General features: G+C 50.7%; 19 protein-coding genes. 8 read left to right on the forward strand and 11 right to left on the reverse strand.

What is annotated here, in order from left to right:
* The first annotated feature begins 19 nt into the window (after positions 1-19).
* The 3 genes from CLV60_RS01035 to CLV60_RS01045 all read left to right on the forward strand — a co-directional run bounded on the left by CLV60_RS01035 (position 20) and on the right by CLV60_RS01045 (position 6388).
* Positions 20-1261, forward strand: a complete 1242-nt coding sequence (locus CLV60_RS01035; protein WP_170118681.1) for a sensor histidine kinase — start codon at positions 20-22, stop codon at positions 1259-1261.
* A gap of 513 nt (positions 1262-1774) precedes the next feature.
* A complete protein-coding gene (locus CLV60_RS01040; RefSeq protein ID WP_106593528.1) occupies positions 1775-4813 on the forward strand; it encodes a SusC/RagA family TonB-linked outer membrane protein in 3039 nt (1012 codons plus the stop codon).
* 21 nt (positions 4814-4834) lie between these two features.
* Positions 4835-6388, forward strand: coding sequence for a RagB/SusD family nutrient uptake outer membrane protein (locus CLV60_RS01045; RefSeq protein WP_106593529.1), 1554 nt, complete (start codon positions 4835-4837; stop codon positions 6386-6388).
* Positions 6389-6457: 69 nt separating this feature from the next.
* On the opposite strand, the gene CLV60_RS01050 is transcribed toward CLV60_RS01045, so the two are convergent.
* From CLV60_RS01050 to CLV60_RS34180, 3 genes are read right to left on the reverse strand one after another with little or no spacing between them, the layout of a single operon-like run.
* Positions 6458-6910: a VOC family protein gene (locus CLV60_RS01050; RefSeq protein ID WP_106593530.1), complete on the reverse strand. Its 453-nt coding sequence runs from the start codon at positions 6908-6910 to the stop codon at positions 6458-6460.
* Between the two features lie 32 nt (positions 6911-6942).
* Positions 6943-8076 (reverse strand): multinuclear nonheme iron-dependent oxidase, encoded by a 1134-nt coding sequence (locus CLV60_RS01055; protein ID WP_106593918.1) that lies wholly within the window; start codon positions 8074-8076, stop codon positions 6943-6945.
* 13 nt (positions 8077-8089) lie between these two features.
* Positions 8090-8245 carry a chryseobasin-related MNIO class RiPP peptide gene (locus CLV60_RS34180; protein WP_170118682.1) on the reverse strand — a complete coding sequence of 52 codons (156 nt, stop codon included), beginning with the start codon at positions 8243-8245 and terminating at the stop codon, positions 8090-8092.
* A 257-nt stretch (positions 8246-8502) separates the two neighbouring features.
* Here CLV60_RS34180 and CLV60_RS01060 point away from each other — a divergent pair, with 257 nt between their 5' ends.
* Both CLV60_RS01060 and CLV60_RS01065 read left to right on the forward strand, forming a co-directional pair.
* Positions 8503-10821: a PSD1 and planctomycete cytochrome C domain-containing protein gene (locus CLV60_RS01060; protein ID WP_106593919.1), complete on the forward strand. Its 2319-nt coding sequence runs from the start codon at positions 8503-8505 to the stop codon at positions 10819-10821.
* Between the two features lie 27 nt (positions 10822-10848).
* Entirely contained in the window at positions 10849-12306 is a 1458-nt protein-coding gene (locus tag CLV60_RS01065; RefSeq protein WP_106593531.1) for a DUF1501 domain-containing protein, read from the forward strand.
* Between the two features lie 6 nt (positions 12307-12312).
* Here the strand turns inward: CLV60_RS01065 and CLV60_RS01070 are convergent, their stop codons facing one another.
* Both CLV60_RS01070 and CLV60_RS01075 read right to left on the reverse strand, forming a co-directional pair.
* Entirely contained in the window at positions 12313-12780 is a 468-nt protein-coding gene (locus CLV60_RS01070; RefSeq protein ID WP_106593532.1) for a hypothetical protein, read from the reverse strand.
* Between the two features lie 172 nt (positions 12781-12952).
* Complete coding sequence (locus CLV60_RS01075; protein ID WP_146151501.1) at positions 12953-14224, reverse strand: hypothetical protein; 1272 nt, start codon at positions 14222-14224, stop codon at positions 12953-12955.
* Between the two features lie 135 nt (positions 14225-14359).
* Here CLV60_RS01075 and CLV60_RS01080 point away from each other — a divergent pair, with 135 nt between their 5' ends.
* Positions 14360-15226, forward strand: coding sequence for an N-acyl homoserine lactonase family protein (locus CLV60_RS01080; RefSeq protein ID WP_211302172.1), 867 nt, complete (start codon positions 14360-14362; stop codon positions 15224-15226).
* Between the two features lie 25 nt (positions 15227-15251).
* On the opposite strand, the gene CLV60_RS01085 is transcribed toward CLV60_RS01080, so the two are convergent.
* Positions 15252-16502, reverse strand: a complete 1251-nt coding sequence (locus CLV60_RS01085) for a hypothetical protein (RefSeq protein WP_106593535.1) — start codon at positions 16500-16502, stop codon at positions 15252-15254.
* A 112-nt stretch (positions 16503-16614) separates the two neighbouring features.
* A complete protein-coding gene (locus CLV60_RS34185; RefSeq protein WP_170118683.1) occupies positions 16615-16770 on the reverse strand; it encodes a hypothetical protein in 156 nt (51 codons plus the stop codon).
* A gap of 197 nt (positions 16771-16967) precedes the next feature.
* Between CLV60_RS34185 and CLV60_RS34100 the strand changes: the two genes are divergently transcribed.
* Both CLV60_RS34100 and CLV60_RS01090 read left to right on the forward strand, forming a co-directional pair.
* Entirely contained in the window at positions 16968-17180 is a 213-nt protein-coding gene (locus tag CLV60_RS34100; protein ID WP_146151502.1) for a hypothetical protein, read from the forward strand.
* Between the two features lie 201 nt (positions 17181-17381).
* On the forward strand, positions 17382-18089 hold the full coding sequence (locus CLV60_RS01090; protein WP_106593536.1) for a DUF3575 domain-containing protein: 708 nt from the start codon (positions 17382-17384) through the stop codon (positions 18087-18089).
* 76 nt (positions 18090-18165) lie between these two features.
* Here the strand turns inward: CLV60_RS01090 and cysC are convergent, their stop codons facing one another.
* From cysC to chrA, 4 genes are read right to left on the reverse strand one after another with little or no spacing between them, the layout of a single operon-like run.
* Positions 18166-18699, reverse strand: coding sequence for an adenylyl-sulfate kinase (cysC, locus tag CLV60_RS01095; protein WP_170118684.1), 534 nt, complete (start codon positions 18697-18699; stop codon positions 18166-18168).
* On the reverse strand, positions 18696-19460 hold the full coding sequence (cysQ, locus tag CLV60_RS01100; protein ID WP_310589256.1) for a 3'(2'),5'-bisphosphate nucleotidase CysQ: 765 nt from the start codon (positions 19458-19460) through the stop codon (positions 18696-18698). The genes cysC and cysQ overlap by 4 nt, the downstream gene beginning before the upstream one ends.
* A gap of 2 nt (positions 19461-19462) precedes the next feature.
* Positions 19463-20479 (reverse strand): sulfotransferase family protein, encoded by a 1017-nt coding sequence (locus CLV60_RS01105; protein ID WP_106593538.1) that lies wholly within the window; start codon positions 20477-20479, stop codon positions 19463-19465.
* A 3-nt stretch (positions 20480-20482) separates the two neighbouring features.
* Positions 20483-21655, reverse strand: a complete 1173-nt coding sequence (gene chrA, locus CLV60_RS01110; protein WP_106593539.1) for a chromate efflux transporter — start codon at positions 21653-21655, stop codon at positions 20483-20485.

The raw sequence follows: 21655 nt of genomic DNA on the forward strand, positions 1-21655 counted from the left end.
TGGTGGTATGAATTCCTTGATGAAAAAATATAATCTGCAACTCGGCGCGTTGATGGCGACGGTTGTGACCTTGTCGATAGTGCCTGTTCGACTCGCGGAAGGCCAGGGCGCCAATCTTGTAAGCCTGATCGGATCGGAAATTGTGATCTGGCTGATGTGTATGGCCACCTGGCTATCCAGCTACCAGACTTATTACAAGTTCAACCTGGTCAAATGGAAGAAAATCGCGATCGCGCTACTGTTGTGCGCAGCGATTTCCAATTTATTTTTCCTTGCGTCGTTCCGCATGTTCGACGACTACCCGCTCAAATCGGTGCGGGAGCTTCCGCTTTGGATTCTCACGATTCGCCTTTCTTTGCGCGGCCTCCTTCTGGGGCTGATTATGGTCCCCATTATTTTCCTGCTCGAAACCGAGCGCGAGCGGCAAATGGAGGCATTGAAAAGGGAGAGAGACCGTGCCGCGGAGGCCGAGCAGCAAAAGCATGTGTTGGAGATGCTTGTTTCGGAGCGGACGGCGGAATTGGAAGAGACGCTTTCCTTTTTGAGCGAATCGCAGGAGGAGCTGGACCACCAGGTGTATCTTCTCACCCGGGTGGTGGCATCGATAGCCCATGATGTTCAGGCGCCGCTGCAATTCATCATCGCCGCCGCGAAGCATACCGGTAACCTCATCGACAGCCGCCAATGGGAGCAGGCAACCGAATACAATCAGCAAATTGAAATCAGTTTAGGCAATACGGCCATGCTGATGCAAAACCTCCTGGAATTTGCCAGAGGCCAGATCCATAAGGGCGCTTTGCATTCGGCTCATGTGAACCTGGCTGCTATTATGCGGGAAAAGGGGCGCCTGTTCGAACAGATTCTGGATTCGGCCGGCAATGCATTGCATATTTCCCTCAACGAAAATCTGACCGTGCACACCAACGCCCATTTGCTGGGTGTTATCCTGCATAACCTGCTGGACAATGCAGCAAAGCATACCCGGAATGGGGAAATAGCCATATCCGGTAACGTTGTCGACGACCGGCTGTATCTTCATATTCAAAATCCGGTTGCCACTGAGTTGCCGGTTGGAATCCCGCAAACCGACCGGCTCAATGGCGCAGGGAAGTACTTCACCCATTTGGGAGGAGATGGCAATGGCCTTGGCCTGATTTTGGTAAGGGATATTGCGGCACTGCTGAATATCGACTTTGCCATTGAAGCGGTTTCCGGAAAGGTAGTCGCGAAGATGATCTTCCCCGAATTTTCCGGTTCCTAGCGTAACGCATCGGTGTTTCCCCCTATTCCCTCCCTACACGGGAAACATTTCCTTTTTGGATGACTCAGAAGGGTACTGCCGTTTTTTTGCACTTCTCTAATGTCAATATTGTACAATATTTCGACAAAATAGGCATAGTTTGAAAATGTCACCTCAGACGCCAATATTTCACTTTTTCTTTTTGCATTATCAGATCTATTTATATTAATTTACCAGCGGTTGACTTGGTAAATTTTATTAGTTATTTAAATAATCCTATTTCTATCGACATAACTTTACTTTTTCCTTCGCCCCGGTGGAGTGACGTTTTTGCTTAATTATTTACGCCATTCCGCGTTTAGTCCCGTTTTCAGCCTCCCTCCCGCACGCTGCCCTCCCGCGTGGGAATGGTAGGATGTTATCAAATACCTAACTAAAACCAAAACTTGAAAATGCTATGTATGCTGCTACCTGAGGGCCCCGTGAGGCCTGGATTCCTTTGTACTTTTTCTTCAAACACTAACTAATCTATCTATGATGAATTTTTCTCTGCGTCTTTTTCGCCCCGGTGAAAGAAGCGCGAAAGGGCGGATGTCCTTTGGCATGAAAGGTGTGGGCGCGTTAATGCTGTTTTGTACGTTTTTCCTGGGAAATGCTTATGCCCAGGATATAGCTCTGAAAGGTAAAGTGACCGACAGCAAAGGCAATGCATTGCCTGGCGTATCCATTACCATTAAGGGGACGAGCAAGGGAACTTCCACCGATATGGAGGGGGGCTATGCCATTGCCGCTCCTGCGGCATCCACCCTCGCATTCAGCTTCATCGGCTTCACAACGAAGGAAGTTACCGTCGGCAGCCAGACGACTATCGACGTCGTGCTGGTCGATGATGTGAAGGCGTTGGAAGAAGTGGTGGTGATCGGGTATGGGGCTGTCAAGAAAAAAGACGTGACAGGTTCGGTCGTTTCACTGCAACCCAAAGATTTCAACAAAGGGGTGATTACAGCGCCGGATCAGCTGATCCAGGGTCGCACACCGGGCGTGATGGTGATCAACAACACCGGGCAGCCGGGTGGCGCAACCACTGTGCGTATACGGGGTAACTCCTCTATCCGTGCCGGTAACAACCCGTTGTTCGTATTGGATGGTATCCCGCTTTCGGGCAGCTCGGCGCGGCCTGGGGGAAGCGGTGGTTTCGGCTCGGATGGCGGTAACCCGCTGGCCTACCTCAACCCGAACGACATTGCCAGCATGGACATTCTGAAAGACGCTTCGGCAACGGCCATCTACGGCTCCCGCGGTGCGAATGGCGTTGTGATCATTACCACCAAAAGAGGTGCTTCGGGCGCTCCGACGGTGAGTATCAATGCTTCAACGGGTGTATCCAGCCTGCTGAGAAAGCCGGAAGTATTGAATGCCGACGAATTCCGCGAGGCGGTTCAGTACTATGCACCCAATGACGTGAAAGGGGCTGATTTTGGTGGCAATGTGAATGCATTCGATGAAATTACCCGCGTAGCCCCGGTTCAGAACTATTCAATGGCGATCGCCGGCGGTACCGATAATGGTAAATACCGTGTTTCGGCAGGGTATATGGACCAGAAGGGGATCATCGAAACTTCGAGACTGAAAAAGTATACAGCGAGCATTAACAGCAGTTTCAGATTCCTTGAAAGCAAGAAGCTGGGACTTGATTTTAACGTGCTGTTTACCCAGACGAACGAAAACCTCGCGCCGATCGACGTGGGTGTAGGCTTCACCGGTAACGTTATTTCACAGGCGCTGACCTGGAATCCTACCCGCCCGTTGCGCGTCAATGCGGACTCGCTCACGTACGTAAGCCCGACGACGATCAACCCGCTCACTTCACTGAAAGCGTACAAGGATATCGCGGTCGTGAATACCACCGTGGCCAGCATTGCACCTTCCTACAAGATCACCAATGACCTGGAATATAAATTGGTGTATAGCATTACCCGCCAGACCGGTAACCGGAAGGGCCGGTATATTGCAGGATTGGTGGATCCGGCGCAAATCAGAAATGGTTTTGCATTTATTGGAAACAACTCTGAAACCAACCAGCAGCTGACCCAGACGCTGAGCTATAACAAGGATATCAGCCCGTCGTTGAACCTCAACGCCGTAGCAGGTTACGAGTTCCTCGACTATGCGAATAGCTGGAATTCTGTGAGCGGCAGCGGCTTTACGTATGTTGGTCTGGATTTCTACGATTATCTGAACTACTCGGTAGCGAGCAACCGTGGAATCAACTCCTTCAAATCCCCCACAAACCAGTTGCAATCGGTGTTTGTGCGGGTTGGATTGAATTACCTCGATAAATACCTCTTCACCGGAACTGTGAGACGGGATGGTTCTACCAAATTCGGGGAAAACAATAAATATGCTAATTTCCCTGCGGTAGCCCTTGCATGGAACATCTCGAACGAGCCTTTCCTGAAAGGTAACAGCACGGTAAACAACCTGAAACTTCGTCTCGGCTGGGGTAAGACGGGTAACCGGGAGTTCGACTCGGGTGCTTCGCGTGACCGGTATGTGTTTGGTACACAAAGTATCAGTCAGGCTAACTTCGGGAACCCCGACCTGAAATGGGAAACTTCCGAAACTTTCAACGGAGGTATCGATTTTGGCTTGTTCCAGTCGAGAATCGTGGGTTCGATTGATGTTTTTAACAAGAAAACAACCGACGGTTTGTTTGAAAGAACGCTGGCACAACCTGCGCCAAGCGGAAAAATCTGGGTGAACCTGGATGGCGAGGTAGTCAACAAAGGTGTAGAAGTAGCCCTGACCGGTACCGTGCTGGAAAACAAAGACTGGACCTGGAATATTTCAGCGAATGCTACTTATCTAAAAAACAGCGTTTCAGGGCTGCCAGGGTTTTACGAAACCGCTGCATTGAGAGGACAGGGCTTCTCAGGCGTGTTGGGACAGAGAATGGTAAGCGGGCAGCCGCTGAACGTCTGGTACCTGGCTAAATTCGCCGGCCTCGATCCTACGACGGGAACCAGCATGTACGAAGGTGCAGACGGCCAGGTGAGTACTTCGGTTGACCCCGCTCAAAACAAGTTTTACGTGCATAGCCCCAACCCGAAATACCTCCTGGGTTTCTCGACGGACGTGACTTACAAGAAGTTCTCGGCGATTGTCAATATGAACGGCGCATTCGGGCATTACCTGTTCAATAACACTTTTGCAACGGTGCTGGGTATCAATAACCTGTCTACCAAAAACATCGCGAAAGACTTCTTCAACAAGGATATCAAGGAAGCCACTTCCAATTCGGCGGCGCCTTCTACCCGGTACCTTGAAAAAGGCGATTACATGAAAATGTCAAACGTTACCCTCAGTTACAGGGTTGGCAACATCGGGAAGGCGTTCAAGAATCTGAACATTTCACTGACGGGCCAGAACCTCTTTGTGTTGACAGGCTACAAAGGTTTCGATCCTGAGGTGAACACCGACGGATCCAGCGGCGGCATTCCTTCCCTGGGGATCGAGTACATTCCGTACCCTTCGGCGAGAACGTTCCTGCTGGGCGTAAACTTTTCACTGTAATTCATCAAAAACAAAGAATCTATGAAACTCAAAACATATTGTGCGGCAATCCTCAGTTGCAGCATGCTGCTTTCCTGCACGGATCTGGACGAAAAGCTGGGCAGCGCATTGGAAAAGGGTACTACCGGGAACATCAATCCCGCCGAATTGCTGATCAGCGCCTACTCATCGCTGAACGGCCCTTACCAGCAGGATAACCGCTGGTGTTTGCAGGAGCTCTCGACCGATGCGGCGGTGGCACCTACCCGCGGGGGCGACTGGGACGATAATGGTACCCACCGGGCCATTCACCTGCATACCTGGAATGCCGATAACTCATACATGAGCAACACATTCGGCGGGTTGCTGACGGCGATCTATCAGTCGTCCAACGTATTGCGCTATGCGCCTTCACCCCAGCAGGCGGCCGAGGCGAGATTCATCCGCGCCCTGGCGATGTTCGATGTGATGGATTTGTGGGGTGTCGTGCCTTACCGCGAGAGCCTCGAAGATTTCCGCGAGCTGCCGAAAACGCTCACCTCGCAGGAAACGATCGATTTTATCATTTCGGAAATGAACGCTATTATGAAAGACCTTCCGGATGGGACCGCGGGGCAGGCGTATGTAGCTAGTAAGAATGCGGCGAGGACATTGCTGATGAAAGTGTATCTGAACAAGGGCGCGTTTTTGAACAGACAAAGCCCTAAGTTCGATGCGGCTGATATGAGCAAGGTTATTTCCCTCGCCAACGAGATCACCGGCTATACCATCTCGGCGCCGGGCAAGTATTTCGATAACTTCGCCCCGGATAACAATGTGAAGTCGACCGAGAACATTTTCACGCTGTACAATGAAGAAGGCGTGCGCGGCGGCGGTGTGGACCGGGCTTACTGGACGGTGTCGCATTACAATATGACGCCGGGCGGATGGAATGGATGGGCGACGCTTTCGAATTTCTACGATAAGTTTGCGGCAGGGGATGAAAGAAAGGGTATTTATTACAACTATCCTGCCGATACCACTTCCAACCGCACCAAAAGCTACAAGATCCAGAACGTTGGCTTCCTGGAAGGCCAGCAGTACAGCTGGGTGACCAACAAGCCCCTCAATGCGAGAAACCCGGCTACTCAGCCGCTGGTTTTTACAAAGGATATTACGATCCGTACGAGCGGTGCTACTTTGGAAACGGCAGGGATCAGGGTGATCAAATATCCGTTCGACTATGCTTCGAAGGGACAGCGGAACAACGACTGGGTGGTGTACCGGTATGCGGATGTGCTGCTCATGAAAGCGGAGGCCATTTTGCGTGGCGGCACGCCCGGCGCGGCCGCAGATGCCCTGACGATCGTCAATTCGATCCGTACCAATCGCGGAGCAGCCAATCTCACTGCTTTGACTTTGGATAACCTGCTCGACGAGCGCGGCAGAGAATTGTACTGGGAAGGTTGGAGGAGACAGGACCTGATCCGCTTCGGCAAGTTCCTGCTGGCGGGGCAAATCAAACCTGCGGATCCGGATCCGAAAACACTTGTTTACGCAATCCCAAGCCCGCAAATCGCGGTTAACAATAACCTCAAACAGAATCCGGGGTATTAATACGCGTTCCGAATTCATCAAAGCCCGGCAAGCCCAGTGTTTGCCGGGCTTTGATGTTTGATAGGCCGTCTATGATTGCTTTCCGATTTCTTGCGCCAGGCCGATTAGAATCCCTTCGGCTCCCCGAATATAACAGAGTCTGTACGAGTCCTGGTACTGAACAACTTCGCCAACGAGCTGGGCGCCGTGGCTGGTAAGCCGGGTTACCATTTCATCAATGTCTTCCACGGCGAACATCGCGCGGAGGTATCCCAGCGCATTCACCGGAGCATTCCGGTGGTCCGATTCGATGGCAGGCGTGAGAAATCTCGATAGCTCGATCCGGCTGTGGCCGTCGGGGGTGACCATCATGGCAATCTCGACACGTTGCGAGTTGAGGCCGGTAACACGCCCGGACCAGTCGCCTTCAATCGTGGTGCGCCCTTCGAGCATCATGCCCAGTTCGGTGAAAAAAGAAATGGCATTGTCGAGGGATTCCACAACGATACCGATGTTGTCCATTCTCAATAGCTTATTGCTCATAGGTTACCTGCTTAAAGATTAAAATACGGTTTTCAAACAAACCCATTTTTCCACTTTTGTGCAATCGCCATAGCGGTTTCAAGCATGTACGGAGCCCAGTTTTCAACTTCCCAGGCGGAATTATGCAGATCGGACGAACGCAGCATGGCTTTTGCTTCACTTACATTTGCGGCCGTTTCAAGAATGTGTGATAACTGCATTTGCTGCTTGTGTAAATCAGGATCTTCGAGCGGTACGGGGTTCGCACGTCCCGCTAGTGGCGCAAACAGGTGTGCAGGTATGGGAAGCGATTTTCGTGCCAGCGATTTAACAATGCGGTCCATACGCAGAAAATCAGACTGGAAGGCGGCCTGACTGGCAGGTGTGGCGAGCGCAGTGCCCATTTGTTCGAGCACCACAAATTTGAGATTGGGGCATTGGGGAATGACTTTGCCGAGATATTCAAACACTGCTTCGGGCACCGATTCGTCGTGCGTGTCCCGGCGCACGGGCATGTGCGGGGGCGTCATCGTGTCCTCCCAGCTTCCGCCCGAAATGTGGATTTCCCGCACCTTGTTGAGTGGGTATAGTCTTAAAATATCCGCAAAATCAATGTTGAAATTGTGAACCTGGCAGTAAAGGTTGTGAAGGTCGAGAATGATGAAGCCGTTGACACTTTCTACCAATTGATCCAGGAATGTTCCGTGCTTTCTCACTTCATCGATCGAATAGGAGAAAGCGAGGTTTTCCAGCCCGACCGGACATTGGCACGCGTCCTGAATCCTTCGGAGTCGGTCGTTTCCGAGCGCCAGCGTCCGGGAAGTAAGCGGAATGCCGATAGGAGCACCTTTATGGAAATCCTCGCCGGTCATAAAACCGAAATGCTCGGTAATGTGATCGAAATTGTATTCGCCGGACAGCTTTTTGAGCTTGTCGAGCCATTCCTGTTGCCCGGTCGACCATTTGCCGGAAAATAATGAAAAATATACGCCGTGCCCGACCAGCCGGTTATGGCTGCTGAACTCGCTCACCAGATCGGTAAACCAGGCAGGGACTTCGTCAAATCGGTAAAGTGTATCGAATGACCACTCAATGGCCTCCACTTTTTCTTGTTCAAACAAAGGCAAGGCCGCTTGCAGAATATGAGTGTCCAGGTTGCAGGCGATCGATGAGTAGATTTCAGACATGGATACGTAGGAATCAGCCCATTCCACAGGCTGGACAAGGGTCCACCTTTTTATTTTTGGTGGTTTTTTCGCCATTTGGTCCAACAGCATTGTCTGTGCAGGCGGTGGCCAATACAGTGACCGTAACCGCGACGGCAACTGCCTGTAATACTGATTTTGAGATTTTCATAAGGGCGTTTGTTAAGGTGAATCTGGGAATACAGGGGAAAGATGTATTTGGGGAGGATTTGGTTGTAACTGCTGATGATTAAATTCCCGCTATCTGAATATGCTCGTTCGAATCATGAAAGACACCAATCTGGTGTTAGAAAATGTCAATTCACTACTTATTTGTTGCGTTGAATCATAGGATCTTTGGTGCTGTTGATTATCACTATTCGAATATTAAATGGGTTGCGTACCATTTTTCATCATACAAAGGAGAACATGCGCTTACAGACCTTCACGAAGTGTTTTTTCGGGATTACGATACTGATTGGTTCGGCCGTATTCTGCTTTCGGTGCGTCCACACAAAAAAGAGCGGGAGAAATTCCAGCGAGGTTTCGTACAGTTTTCAGGTAAGGCCTATTCTTTCCGACAAATGCTTTGCATGCCATGGCCCCGATGCCAAGCACCGGGAGGCGGGGTTGCGACTGGACATGGCGGAAAGTGCCTATGCGAAACTCCGGGACGGAAAGGGGTTTGTCATCGTTCCCGGTAATGCGGAAGCATCGGAAGTTTACAAACGGATTATTTCGGTGGATGCGGATTATCAAATGCCTACGCCGGAGTCGCATTTGGGACTACTCACCAAAGAGGAAACCGAAATTTTGAAAAAGTGGATTTCGCAGGGAGCTAAATATGAGAAGCATTGGGCGTTTGTGGCTCCGAAGCAAAGCGCCTTACCTGAAATAGGGGATGAAAACTGGCCTAAGAATGAAATAGATTACTTTGCCCTTGCAAAGATGGAAGAGGTCGGGTTGGAGCCTAACGAGCCCGCGGGACAAGAACAATTGATCAAGAGGCTGTCGCTGGACCTTACCGGCCTGGCACCGTCGCCGGAGCTTCAAAAGAAGTTTCAGGATGATGGTACTGAAAAGAGTTATGAGAAAATCGTCGACCAACTCCTGAGCCAGCCGGCTTACGGAGAAAAAATGGCCGTGCACTGGCTCGATATTGCGCGTTATGGTGATTCATTTGGATATCAGAACGATCATTCCAGAACGCAATGGCCCTGGCGCGACTGGGTGATCAACGCATTCAACCGGAACATGCCTTATGATAAGTTCGTGACATGGCAACTAGCCGGCGATATGCTGCCCAATGCCGGGAAAGAGCAGATTCTGGCTACCGCTTTCCTGCGGAATCACAAATACAACGAGGAGGCCGGTATCATTCTGGAAGAGTACCGCATTGAATATAATCTGGATAAAACGAAGACGGTCAGTTCCGGGCTGATGGGCCTTACTGTGGAATGTGCGCAGTGCCACGACCACAAGTATGACCCGATTTCGCAGGAAGATTACTACCGGTTGTTTGCTTTTTTTAATAACTCCAAAGAAAAGGGTCAGGACAAAATCCAGGGCGGCGTAGCGGTGGCACCGATATTGGAAGTGACGGACGCTGAACGAAAAGGTATCCTGAATTTCATCAATAGTGCCGATACAAGTACCATCTGGCTTTCGGTCATGAGCGAGAATGATACACTCCGCCCCACACACATTCTGAACAGGGGCGTGTACGACGCGCCCGGGAGAGTTGTGACGGCGAGTAGTTTAAAATCGGTGATGCCATTCGATACCACGAAATATGCGAGAAACCGTTTGGGACTCGCGGGATGGATGTTTAATAAGAATAATCCGCTGACGGCCCGGGTGTTTGTGAACCGGGTGTGGCAGGAGTTTTTCGGCCGGGGGATTGTCAAAAGTGCCGGCGACTTTGGAATGCAGGGGGATTTGCCCTCACATCCCGCATTGCTCGACTGGCTCGCGGTTGACTTCATGAACCACGGCTGGAATGTGAAGCGCCTTGTGAAGCAAATCGTCACCTCCGCTACCTACCGGCAGTCGTCGAAACTCACCGAAGAAAAGAAAGAGAAGGATCCCGAGAATATATATCTGTCGCGCGGGGCGCGCTACCGCGTACCCGCCGAGATGGTGCGGGACATTGTCTTGTCGACCAGCGGCCTGCTAAACCCCGAAATAGGCGGGGTGAGTGTGAAGCCCTATCAGCCCAAGGGGCTTTGGGAGGGCAGCACGGCCAACAGGGGCGACCTGACGAAATATGTGCAGGATACGGCCGGCAAACTCTACCGGCGGGGCCTCTACACTTTTGTGAAGGTGACGTTGCCTCCGCCCGCGATGATTGTGTTCGACGCCAGTAACCGGGACCATTGCGAGGTAAAAAGGCAAAAAACCAATACCCCTTTGCAGGCGCTGATCATGCTGAACGACCCTGCGGTGCTGGAAGCATCGCGCGTGCTCGCCGAGCGCACGGTTGCCCGGAAAATACCGGTGGAGGAAAAGATACGGCAGCTGTTTCAGCGAATTGTGTGCCGCAAGCCGACGGAGAAAGAAGTGAACTTGCTGGTAGGTTACTATCATTCCGAGTTTGCCAAATTCTCGAAGGATCAGCAAAAAGCCGTGAAAGTGCTGAATGTGGGAGATTTTGTACATGAAAAGCGAGTGCGAAAAGACGAGGCAGCTGCATTGATGCGGGTCATCAGCACGATTTATAATATGGAAGAAACAATCACCAAGTCCTGACAAAACCATCCGCATTGACTTACCGCTATGGAAAAGCCCATTTTTGATTTTGGTATGAATATCAACCGCAGGCACTTCTTGTCGAAGATGAGCCTGGGCCTGGGAAGCGCGGCGTTGGGCTCGCTTTTAATACCCGACATATTCAAGGGCGGGGAGGAAACGAGCGTCAACGATATCGTATCCGGATTGCCGCATTTTGCCCCCAAAGCGAAACGCGTCATCTATCTCTTTCAAAATGGGGCACCTTCTCAGTATGAGTTGTTCGACCATAAGCCGTTGCTCAATAAGATGTTCGGGGAGAATCTGCCGGAATCGGTGAGGGGAGGGCAGCGGCTGACGGGCATGACGGCCAATCAGACGAGCTTCCCATTGGCAGGGTCGATTTTCAATTTCGCTCAGCATGGCCGCTCGGGCGCGTGGGTGAGCGAGTTGCTCCCGCATACGGCGAGGATCGCGGACGACCTCTGCTTCATTAAGTCTATGAATACGGACGCGATCAACCACGATCCTGCGCTCACTTTTTTTCAAAGCGGGGCGCAGGTGGGAAGCCGCCCCAGTATGGGTGCCTGGCTCAGTTACGGCCTTGGCAGCGAAAATCAGAATTTGCCCGCCTTCTGCGTGCTGCTGTCGCGCGGGATCGGTAATGGGCAAGGTGTGTATTCCAAGCTTTGGACGAACGGCTTTCTCGACTCGGTGCACCAGGGCGTGCAATTCAGCAGCGGAGAGAATCCTGTACTTTACCTGGGTGATCCTGATGGTATGGATCGGAGCGAGCGGCGCGAAATGCTCGACAAGCTGGCGGCATTGAACGAAGGGACTTTTGCCGAGTACCAGGATCCAGAGATTACCACGAAAATCCAGCAGTATGAAATGGCGTTTCGGATGCAGGCCGCCGTTCCGGAAATTACGGATATGAGCAAAGAGCCGGAGTCGATCGTGAAATTGTACGGTCCCGATTGCCTGGTGCCCGGCACGTACGCGGCCAATTGTCTGTTGGCCAGGAAACTATCCGAGCAGGGCGTGCGGTTCGTCCAGTTATATCACCAGGGCTGGGACGGGCACTCCAATCTGCCGAAGGAGATTAGAGCGCAATCAATGGATGTGGACCAGGCTTCCGCGGCATTGGTAACGGATTTGAAACAGCGGGGCTTGCTGGACGAAACACTGGTGATCTGGGGTGGGGAATTTGGAAGGACCAACTATTGCCAGGGTAAGTTTTCGAAAGAAGACTACGGGCGCGACCATCACCCGAGGGCATTTACGATCTGGATGGCTGGCGGAGGCATCAAACCGGGGATTTCTTATGGGCAGACCGACGATTTCGGTTATAATATCGTAAAGGACCCGGTTCATGTTCATGATCTGCATGCTACGATTCTCAACCAGCTGGGGCTCGATCACGAAAAATTGGTCTTCAAACACCAGGGCCGGCGTTATCGTCTCACCGACGTGGCGGGTAAGCTGGTTAAAGGAATCATTGCCTGAGCGTCGTTATCTGATGTATTTCGGGATAAATTCAATCTCTGTGTCGTGCGGGATTTTGGGCACGATGGCGAAAACATAATCCACGCCGCCGACCGGCTGTGATCCGTAGCGAAGGTCAGCGGTAATTGTCAATCTGTTGCGTGCACAGTTCGCCGTTACATTTTGAGCCATCACAGCTGCATGTGTATGATTTTTGACACTGACTACGATCAGACTTTTGGTATTGAAGTCGATCTTTTTCTTTAAATACCGGATAAAAACTTTTTGGTATAATTCATCGTCGTTCTGAATTACTTCATAATCAATATCGAAATTGCCGGGATCTTTCAGACGGGCTCCCGGATTTAATTCATCATTCAGCAATTCGAACTTTACAGCACCCTCTTCGCATTTGTAGACATAAAGCTCTTCCTCCTTACACGAACAGGTAAGAATACCGATAAGGCATATGATGGAAGCTGTAAAGTTGCCCACGGATGCTCCGATTATGAGTAATGTAACTGCTTTGTATCGCTGATATTGATGATTGACTTATGTGAATTTGAAACTTGTTTTATACAAACAAATTTATGAATGACAATATTGTTTAAGAAAATAAAAAGGCTACCATTCGCAAATAGAAATAAAACTGAAAAGTTTAATGCTGTTACAAGAATAGCAGCTTGATCACAGGTTTAAGTTCTTCAAAGCTGAGAATCGTCCAGGGGATTTGACGTGGATAGAAAATAACATATTGAGTAGGCAGTAAAACGCAAATGGTTGCTGCTGCCATGTACAGATATTTTATGTTGCGAACCTCATACCTGCTGATGATAAATGCCGAGATAATCATTAGCGGAAATGCATAAGTCAGGCTTCGTGATATGTCGAACACAGCATACGCAACCAGTATGTGGCCGGCCATGAGCGACAGCATTAGCAAAGATAGCAATGTATTTCCCTTTTTTATCAGCAGACCAACGGCAAACAGATACAGTACCCAAAAGCCCTCGAAGGTGAGAAAAACTCCCGAAAGCCTGTGCTTGAACTGGAAGGGAACCAGACTCAATTCGACGCCCGAACCCGAGCCGGTGGGAGTATGTAAGTTAAATAACGTTGCTATTAATGTTCTGACTATCAGGTATGATATGCCAACCATCAGCACGACGGAAGAAGTCCTTTGGAGCCAGTCTTTCTTACTTCCCAATTGCCTGAATGATTTCAGCTCGAAATCCGACTCCGAAAGCAGGTGGAAAAGAAAGACGGAAGCCAGCGCGATTACAGCCCGCTCGTCCGTCCAGCATGCCAATGTCAATGAGAGAAAGATCCCGACACGGTTTTTAAGGTACATTCCCAGGGTCAGGAAGAAATAAGCGAAGGCATCAAACCAAAAATCATAATCCCAAAAGAAGGCCTTTGCAAGGTAAATGGTGGAGCTTCCCATGACAAACAACAGAACCGTCATCGGAGATAGTCGCCGCAGCAATATTTTTATTAGCATAAAAAGGAATGGTACCAATAATGCGGACTGTATTAAATAGATAGCGACCACACTTGTTCCAGTCGAACCTGCATTCACGCCAATTAATCCGGCGAGTAATGGAACGGTAAATCTGAAATCTATTTTGCCTCCATGTGTCTCTTTATCGACCGTGACTGTTGACATTGGATCCGATATTTTGTCAAAAAAGTAAGCATAATTCACTCCGATATTATCGTCAAAAATTAGTTCCAAATATTTTGGGTAGGTGAATAGCAGCACGATGCCAAATATAATAACCGAAGTGATCATTATCCTGCGGTCAGAACTCAGGCACTTAGTTAAATTGTTTTCATTGAAAATGTATTTTATCGAATAATTAGCGGTTCGCTTTTTGAGCGATTTAGTGGAGACCGGTAAGGTTTCCGGGACTGAACGAAACGGAAATGTTTGTTCCATGAAGTGTATTCTAAGGATGAATAGCTGGGTTCGGATATACAGACCCAGTTAAAGCCTTCGACAGTTGCCTCTATTCAATAAAATTTTTGAGTAATTTTATATTTGTTCCAATATTATCCCGCAGCTATGCATCGAATGTTACGATCACTGAAATCAGCCGCTTTCGCAACGATTACTTTTTTGCTATTAATGCCCGCCTCTGTCTATGGGCAATCTGACACCTATGAAGTATTCGCGATCAAATTCGCCGGTACCGACAAGCAGTTTTATGAAGCCGAGTGGGCGAGCGGAGGCGGAAAAGATGTGCCGGTCCCGATCAGTTTCATGTTTTGGTTGTTGAAGGGAAAAAATGGCCGGAATATCCTCGTAGATGCCGGGTTTATGCCGGAAAAGGTCAAGGAAGAGGAGTTTTTCAAAATAGCCGGCTATATCCGTCCCGACTCGGCATTGCTGAAATTGGGCGTGAAGCCCGGGGACGTGAGCGATATTATTCTGTCACACCCGCATTGGGACCACCTGGGCGGCGTCACGCTGTTTCCAAATGCTACGCTTTGGATGCAAAAGGCCGATTTTGACGGTTTCGTGGGGACAGCCTGGCAAAAGGACGGACGCAAGGGCGGGTTTGCACAGAGTGACGTGCGGACGGTGATCGACCTCAACCTGGCGGGAAAGCTAAGCCTGATCGCGGGAGATAACAAAGAGATCCTTCCGGGCGTGACCGTTTTTACAGGTTCGAAACATACCTATGATTCACAGTACGTGATGGTTAGTAACGGCAAGGAAAAGGTCGTGATTGCCTCAGACAATATATGGATTTATTACAGCCTCGATCATCTCACGCCTCCTTCACCGGGCGGTACCACCGATCCGCAGGGCTATGTCGACGCCATGAAGCGAATGAAATCCCTCGTAAGCGATCCGAAATACATCCTGCCGGGCCACGATTCGAGGGTATTCGAAAAATTTCCGGAAGCCGCTCCGGGTGTCGCGGCGATCAGGTAATGCGAGTTGGGCTGGGGCTTGCCGTCTATAACACAAGCCCGAAGCCCATACGGACATAGCCCAGGTAGCGCTGCGAGTTCTGGTCGATTTTCAGCAGATTTTGGCTCACGCCAGCGGAGATGTCGATGAATACGCTGCCAAGCATAACCTGCTGGAATCCAACACCGGCGCCCAGTCCCAGGTGTCGTTTGCTCTTTCCCTCGCCAAAATAAGTTTCGCTGTGGTAGAAGAGGTGATGCACGTATGGGGCAATGTAGAAGCCCGACAGGTTATTCCCGCCCGTGCCTTGTCGTATGGCCTTCTTCTGATGGGTATAATAGCGTAAATGTAAAGTCGATTGCAGCTGATAGTCGTTCGACACCAACTTGGCTCCGGGCGTAGGGAAATCCCGCGATACAATGCGCATGTAGTTGAGAGCAACCTGCGTATTCAGGGAGAATGGGCTGCTTTTTAGCTTCCGCTCATAGGCGAGGCCAATGCTCCCGTTGGAATAATCGGGTGAGATGTAGACGGTTGGCCATTGCAGCTTCCAAAGTTGTCGGACAAAGTCGTCGCAACGGAGTACCTCGCAAAAGGGCTGGTCTTTCTGTCGTTTCCAGTCGCCGAAAGCCAATCCCATGCTCGTGCGGGATGCGATGGCGATTCGGGACGACTTGCCGAACTCATAAGCCAGCAGCAGCGGATCACCGTCTTGCCGGTAGTCCTGGTAGTAAAGTCCGATGCCCAATTCCATTCGGCCCCGGTTCAGAAAACGCCTTTGCAGTCCGAACTCCAATCCGATCCTTTTCAGCCGGTTATTCACGATCTCCTTGCCCCATTGCCGCTCGCCGACCACGGCCAGAAAATTCCCGGTGAAGTTGTTACTACCGGTTCCTTCCCTTATCCGTCGGCGCATGTCGTAGTACCACCGGCCATAGATTTTTCCTGAAACCAATCCTTCCAGCCCGGCATTATCACCCCAGCCTCCGCTGACACCCACGTCTGCGCCGACAGACCATGACGGCAGCAACTTGTATTCGTACCCCACATCGACTTGTGTGGTATTATTAGCGGTGTTTTCAATGCTGAAAATGTAGTTGGGCTTAAATGTCAGCCCCAGTTTCAGCATATGGCGCGTAGGCACTTTGGTCATGAATACATTCTCATACCGGTCTACAAACCGCTGTTTCACAAATGTTTCCCGGGATTCTTCCTCGGCGAATGTAACGCGAATGGAATCCTGTGCATTGGAAATGCGGAAAATGCATAAAAACAGTACAAAAAACAGCAGCCTCATAGATGGTAAAGTTACGATTCGATTTCGATCAGCTTTCGTACCAAAGAGGCGCTCGCAATAGGGGATGGTTGTATGCGGATGCGAAAACATCATTTCGAATGCCCGGCTGACTTCACTCCTCAGCCATGACAGCCGCGGTCTCGATCGGGCCGGGATCGTCGTGGCTGTCTTCTACCGGATCAAAATCCAGTCCGTTGTATTCCAGTAAGTTAAAGTTGGGTAGGTTGAAGAGAATGCGGGCAAGTAGTGAACAGATGATTGTTTTCATAGCTAATGGCTAAATGGTGTCGGTAACGATATTGCAAAACTCAGGCTTTTGTCCGCTTTTCACCCGGACTTTTGATGCATTCAGAGGTAATTTTGTTGCATGCATCATTCGTACGCCCTATTTATAATCATTTAATTGTTAGTTGCTTAAATGGGCGAAGATTCGGCGGGGTAGTATTGGGCTAAGTATATGCCCTTGTGACCGACAGCAAGGTATACCAGATCAACCCCGGGACCAGCGAGGCGAAAATGTCCTGCAAGCTGGACATGACGCTCAACCCGCTCTACTACCCGGCGGGAAAAGAAAAGGGGCTTGACGCGGTCAGCTATGCGAATAGTCAGCCGGGCCTTGAAATCGGGTTTATTAAGGGCACTATAAGGGAGCACGAGGCGAAGCGGCAGACTTGGTAACAAAAAGCTGCCGCTATTTTTTGATCATATTTTGAACCGTTTTGTGAAGTGTTCGAAAATTTGATGTTTCTTGTAGCAGTAATTCGGAAAGGTAAAGGTAATAGAGCACCCTATTGAAATTTGAATATTATTAAAAAGCAATTTGAATAGGACACTTAAATAATAAAAAGCTACTTGAACCAACCAATCTTTTAAAACGCCATGAGAAACATCTTTTATTTTCTGAGTATTACGTTGATTTTCTTGATTGTGAACCGCTCAAATGCCCAGCGGGCAAGTGACTTTTCGCGACGGAATATCGATGCCCATATCGACTTAGTGCCACTTGGATTTACCGATCCGTCGATCCGATTTGGCTCGGAAATGATGTTTGGCAACCGCTGGGCGGCCGGGCTTAATTTAGGCGTAGGGGTGCCGGTACCATTCAGTACGGCACTGGGATTGCGTCAGCAAAAGTGGGAGAAAGGGAAATACAAACTTTTTGAGGTAAGACCGGAAGTGAAATATTATTGGTTGAAACGCGAGCGCAGTGGTTGGTATATGGCAGCCGAAGGATTGTTTTCAACCATGAGCGGAACGACCGGAAAGAGCTATCATTTCGAAAATAATAACGACACAACGCAGGTGAACTTTGATTATGCCGACTTTTCCAAAACCAAAATAGGTGTTACTGGCAAGCTCGGCGGGCGGATATTCCTCGGACAACGAATGACGCTGGATTTTTTCACTGGCATTGGTTTCTCGCGTACCAATTCAATGTTCTCCAATTACAAAAACAAAAATATAAGCACAAACAAACCGGACCTTTTCTATGAAGGCGAAAATTACGTTTCCGGAAATAGAATTACCGGGCACCTGTCGGCCGGATTGAGGCTTGGCATATTGCTTTGGTCCGAAGAACCAAAATAATATTAATAAATACCTGTCTCTGATAATATGCAACCCTGAAATAGCAATGACGAAATATCTGTTACGTCTTGCTAATTCAGGATTGTGTGCTGATCGCCAATCGGTAAATCTGCCCCGCGCATTCTTCAAGCTGCCATAATGCGGTCGGGACGATGAGGTCCGGGTGTAACGGCACTTCGAAGCCCGAGCCGATACCGGTAAAATTTTCAATTTCATGGTTACGCGCCTTGCGGTAGAGGCCCTTCACGTCCCGCTGCTCGCAGATGGAGATGGGGCATTCCAAATAGATCTCGAGGTAACGGTCGCCGAGGGTTTGCCGCAGCAGGTCGCGGTGCGACTGCATGGGCGTTATAAAGGAGCAAATCACGATGAGGTCCTTTTCGAGCAATATTTTGCAGAGCTCGGCCACGCGCCGGATGTTTTCGAGCCGGTCGGCATCGGAAAAGCCCAGGTCACTGTTCATGCCCGCGCGCACCACGTCGCCATCGAGCGAGAGCGTGCGGTAGCCGTCGGTTTCCAGTTGGCGCGCAACCATTTGGGCGAGGGTGCTTTTGCCGGCCCCCGAATGCCCCAGTAGCCACACCACCATTCCTTTTTGATGCGCTTTCATTGGCACAGGCACAGAAAACTGCCATTCAGCAGTGATTCTTTGTTGTATAAAAACGGCTCGCCCGACGCGGTGGTCATTTTGCCGCCGCTGCATTCGAGAATCGCCTGCCCTGCGGCGGTATCCCATTCCATGGTTGGCCCCTGGCGGAAATAGATGTGTGCGAGGCCTTCCGCAATGAAGCAGAATTTGATGGAACTCCCCACCGAAACCTGGTTCGTGACGGGGTACCGGGCCAGCACTGCGGCTTCCTCCGGGCTCCCGTGCGACCGGCTGCCTACGGCCGTCCACCCGGCATCGGCGTGGCTCGTCTGAAGTCTGGCGGCGTTGCCAGCGGCGTCGGTCTTCCACGCGCCGCCTGCCTGGTCCGCGTAGTAGGTTATGCCCGTTACGGGCACGTATATGACACCCATGACGGGCGTGCGGTCGCGTATGAGGGCAATGTTGACCGTGAATTCCCCGTTTCGTTTCACAAACTCCTTGGTCCCGTCTAGCGGGTCCACGCACCAGTAGGTATGCCAGTTTTTTCTTTCTTCAAAAGGAATGTTGCGGCCTTCTTCCGACATGATGGGTATGCCGGGGAAATGTTCGGCCAATGCGGCAACGATCACCTCGTGGGAAGCCTTGTCGGCAAGCGTGAGCGGTGAATCGTCGGCCTTGTTCTCCACCTCGCCCGATTTGGCAGGATCGTTGTAGATCCTCATAATCGCATCTCCGGCTTCGCGCGCTATGGCGGGTAGTATATGAATGTCTATTTGCATCATTATCAATGAGGAATAAGGGGTAACCGGTCGGCAATCGCTTTCAGGAGTTGTTCCTGCGCGCGTCTTTTTTCCAGGTCCTCCGGCCTTAGTTTACTCCGGAATTCTTTTTTCAAATCCTGGTTAATCTGCGAAAAATCCGAGATTTCCTCCGCTGAAAAAAGCGTATAGTCTTTTTTATAAACGAGCTCATAACCCAGTTTTTCGAGGGTATCACCGGCGACGCGCTCGAAAATGCGGATATCCGCTTCCGGGAGCCCGGCCAGGAACTTGCGGTGGTTGTCGGTTAATACCGGTTTCACCACATTTTGCCACATCAATCCCGAATTGGCGGTCTCCCGCGACTCGGCGGATTCGTGGTAGGCGAGTGCCGTTTCGGAATATTGGGCTCCGATGAACGTACAAATGCTTCTCAATTCCGTTTCGGGGTCTTTGAGCAAATCCTCATAGCGCACGCGGAGCACGCGTCCGGGACCGAGTTTTTCATACAATGCAATGGATGCCTCCTGTTCGCGCTTCCATTGCTGCGCGAGGTGATAGGCATGTTTTTCGCTCACGATGGCCTTTTTAAAAGAAAGCGCCACATCCCGGCCGTCGCGGAACAGGTGGATATAGCGGGGTGGCGTGCTGTATTGTTCGAGTTCGGCGGCATAATGGATATTGGCCATGCTTTTACACGTCCAGATGCGCGCACCGTCGGCCTGGGCTTTCAGCTCATACACCGCTTTGGCGATTTCGGGCAGGGTAGGCGCTTCGCACCGCACGCGTATGGCCGCGCGGTCGAGGGTAACGGCCGTCCAAGGCACCGGATTGGTTTCCACCAGCGTGCACACGTCGTCGATCAACTGATCAAACTGACTTTCAATCGTCAGGTCGCCGTAAACCGGCAACAGCGGCATGATCCTTTCGAGGATATGGGGTGGGTGGGGAGCCGATACTTCGGGTAGCTGGTTGAGCATAAGCCGCAGCAAATTGGAGCCGCTTCGCTGGGTGCCGATGATCTGAACTGGGGTAAATGCCATAGCTTACAATATAAGTAATCCAAGAATGCCGGCTACCGGCACTACTATTGCCGGGTCGGTTTTGAAATAAATGGTCGCGCCGAGCGTCGCCGAAAATACGGCCACTGAAAAGAGCGTAAAGCCGTTGCCCCACAAAATGGAAACGCCGGCCGAAACGATCATCCCGATAATGGCGGGCCTCAGACCTTTAAAAACCGCAACTACCAGTTCCGATTGGCTGATTTTATTAAAAAAGCGGGCTGCGATGATCGTTAAAATGGCAGTAGGTGTGAAAATGGCGATGGTCGCATTCAGGGCGCCCCAGAAACCGGCGAGTTTGTAGCCGATGAATGTGGCGCTGATAAAAATCGGCCCGGGCGTGACTTGCCCCATCGCAATTGCATCCGCAAAGGCACGGTCGGAAAGCCAGCGGTGGCCATCCACGATGATCTTCTGCATGGCAGGGATGATCACGTAGCCGCCGCCGAATTGGGTAAGGCTCATGCCGGAGAAGGTCAGCAGGATAGTCCGGTGTAATGCGGCAAACGGGTTGCTTTGGGGCCAGGTGATCAGCCCAATGAGCAGGATCGCGGCCATAACCAGCGGATAGGGTATTTTAAAGCCCGGTCGTGCAGACTCGGGCGCTGCAGTGGAAGCAGTCTTTTTGAAATAAATCAAATAGCCCATCAACGCACTCGCCAGGAGGATGGCCATGGTGGAGAAATAGGATTTTGAAACAAAAACCGCGACTGCCGACACGACTGCAATGAGTACCTGCGGGATATCGGAAATGCTTTTACGGCCCATGCTGATCGCCACACTGATGATAATGGCCGCAACCGCAGGTAATATTCCGGCAAAGAAATGGCTCATCGCAGGCACATCGCCATATTGAAAGTAGAAGTGCGAAAGCGCCAGCATCAATACGAACGACGGCAGGATCACCGCAGTGACGCTGATCAGCGCGCCTTTCCATCCGCCGAGCTGGTAGCCCACATAGGAAACCACATTGACGGCCATCGGCCCCGGCAGCACCGAGGCAAGCGAAATGCCTTCCATTACTTTTGCATTGTCGAGCATCCGGTCCTTTTCCACGACTTTCTTCTGGATCATCGAGATCAGCGACATGAAGCCGCCCCACGACGTAGCGCCGATTTTCAGGAATGTCAGGAAAAGATAGGCGGGTACCGGTTGCAT

It is taken from the genome of Dyadobacter jiangsuensis (genome assembly GCF_003014695.1).
Classification (GTDB): domain Bacteria; phylum Bacteroidota; class Bacteroidia; order Cytophagales; family Spirosomataceae; genus Dyadobacter; species Dyadobacter jiangsuensis.

Coding starts and splice junctions, on each gene's coding strand:
- CLV60_RS01035 (WP_170118681.1), top strand. CDS start 20: ATGAAAAAATATAATCTGCAACTCGGCGCGTTGATGGCGACGGTTGTG.
- CLV60_RS01040 (WP_106593528.1), top strand. CDS start 1,775: ATGATGAATTTTTCTCTGCGTCTTTTTCGCCCCGGTGAAAGAAGCGCG.
- CLV60_RS01045 (WP_106593529.1), top strand. CDS start 4,835: ATGAAACTCAAAACATATTGTGCGGCAATCCTCAGTTGCAGCATGCTG.
- CLV60_RS01050 (WP_106593530.1), bottom strand. CDS start 6,910: ATGAGCAATAAGCTATTGAGAATGGACAACATCGGTATCGTTGTGGAA.
- CLV60_RS01055 (WP_106593918.1), bottom strand. CDS start 8,076: ATGTCTGAAATCTACTCATCGATCGCCTGCAACCTGGACACTCATATT.
- CLV60_RS34180 (WP_170118682.1), bottom strand. CDS start 8,245: ATGAAAATCTCAAAATCAGTATTACAGGCAGTTGCCGTCGCGGTTACG.
- CLV60_RS01060 (WP_106593919.1), top strand. CDS start 8,503: ATGCGCTTACAGACCTTCACGAAGTGTTTTTTCGGGATTACGATACTG.
- CLV60_RS01065 (WP_106593531.1), top strand. CDS start 10,849: ATGGAAAAGCCCATTTTTGATTTTGGTATGAATATCAACCGCAGGCAC.
- CLV60_RS01075 (WP_146151501.1), bottom strand. CDS start 14,224: ATGGAACAAACATTTCCGTTTCGTTCAGTCCCGGAAACCTTACCGGTC.
- CLV60_RS01080 (WP_211302172.1), top strand. CDS start 14,360: ATGTTACGATCACTGAAATCAGCCGCTTTCGCAACGATTACTTTTTTG.
- CLV60_RS01085 (WP_106593535.1), bottom strand. CDS start 16,502: ATGAGGCTGCTGTTTTTTGTACTGTTTTTATGCATTTTCCGCATTTCC.
- CLV60_RS34185 (WP_170118683.1), bottom strand. CDS start 16,770: ATGAAAACAATCATCTGTTCACTACTTGCCCGCATTCTCTTCAACCTA.
- CLV60_RS01090 (WP_106593536.1), top strand. CDS start 17,382: ATGAGAAACATCTTTTATTTTCTGAGTATTACGTTGATTTTCTTGATT.
- cysC (WP_170118684.1), bottom strand. CDS start 18,699: ATGAAAGCGCATCAAAAAGGAATGGTGGTGTGGCTACTGGGGCATTCG.
- cysQ (WP_310589256.1), bottom strand. CDS start 19,460: ATGATGCAAATAGACATTCATATACTACCCGCCATAGCGCGCGAAGCC.
- CLV60_RS01105 (WP_106593538.1), bottom strand. CDS start 20,479: ATGGCATTTACCCCAGTTCAGATCATCGGCACCCAGCGAAGCGGCTCC.
- chrA (WP_106593539.1), bottom strand. CDS start 21,655: ATGCAACCGGTACCCGCCTATCTTTTCCTGACATTCCTGAAAATCGGC.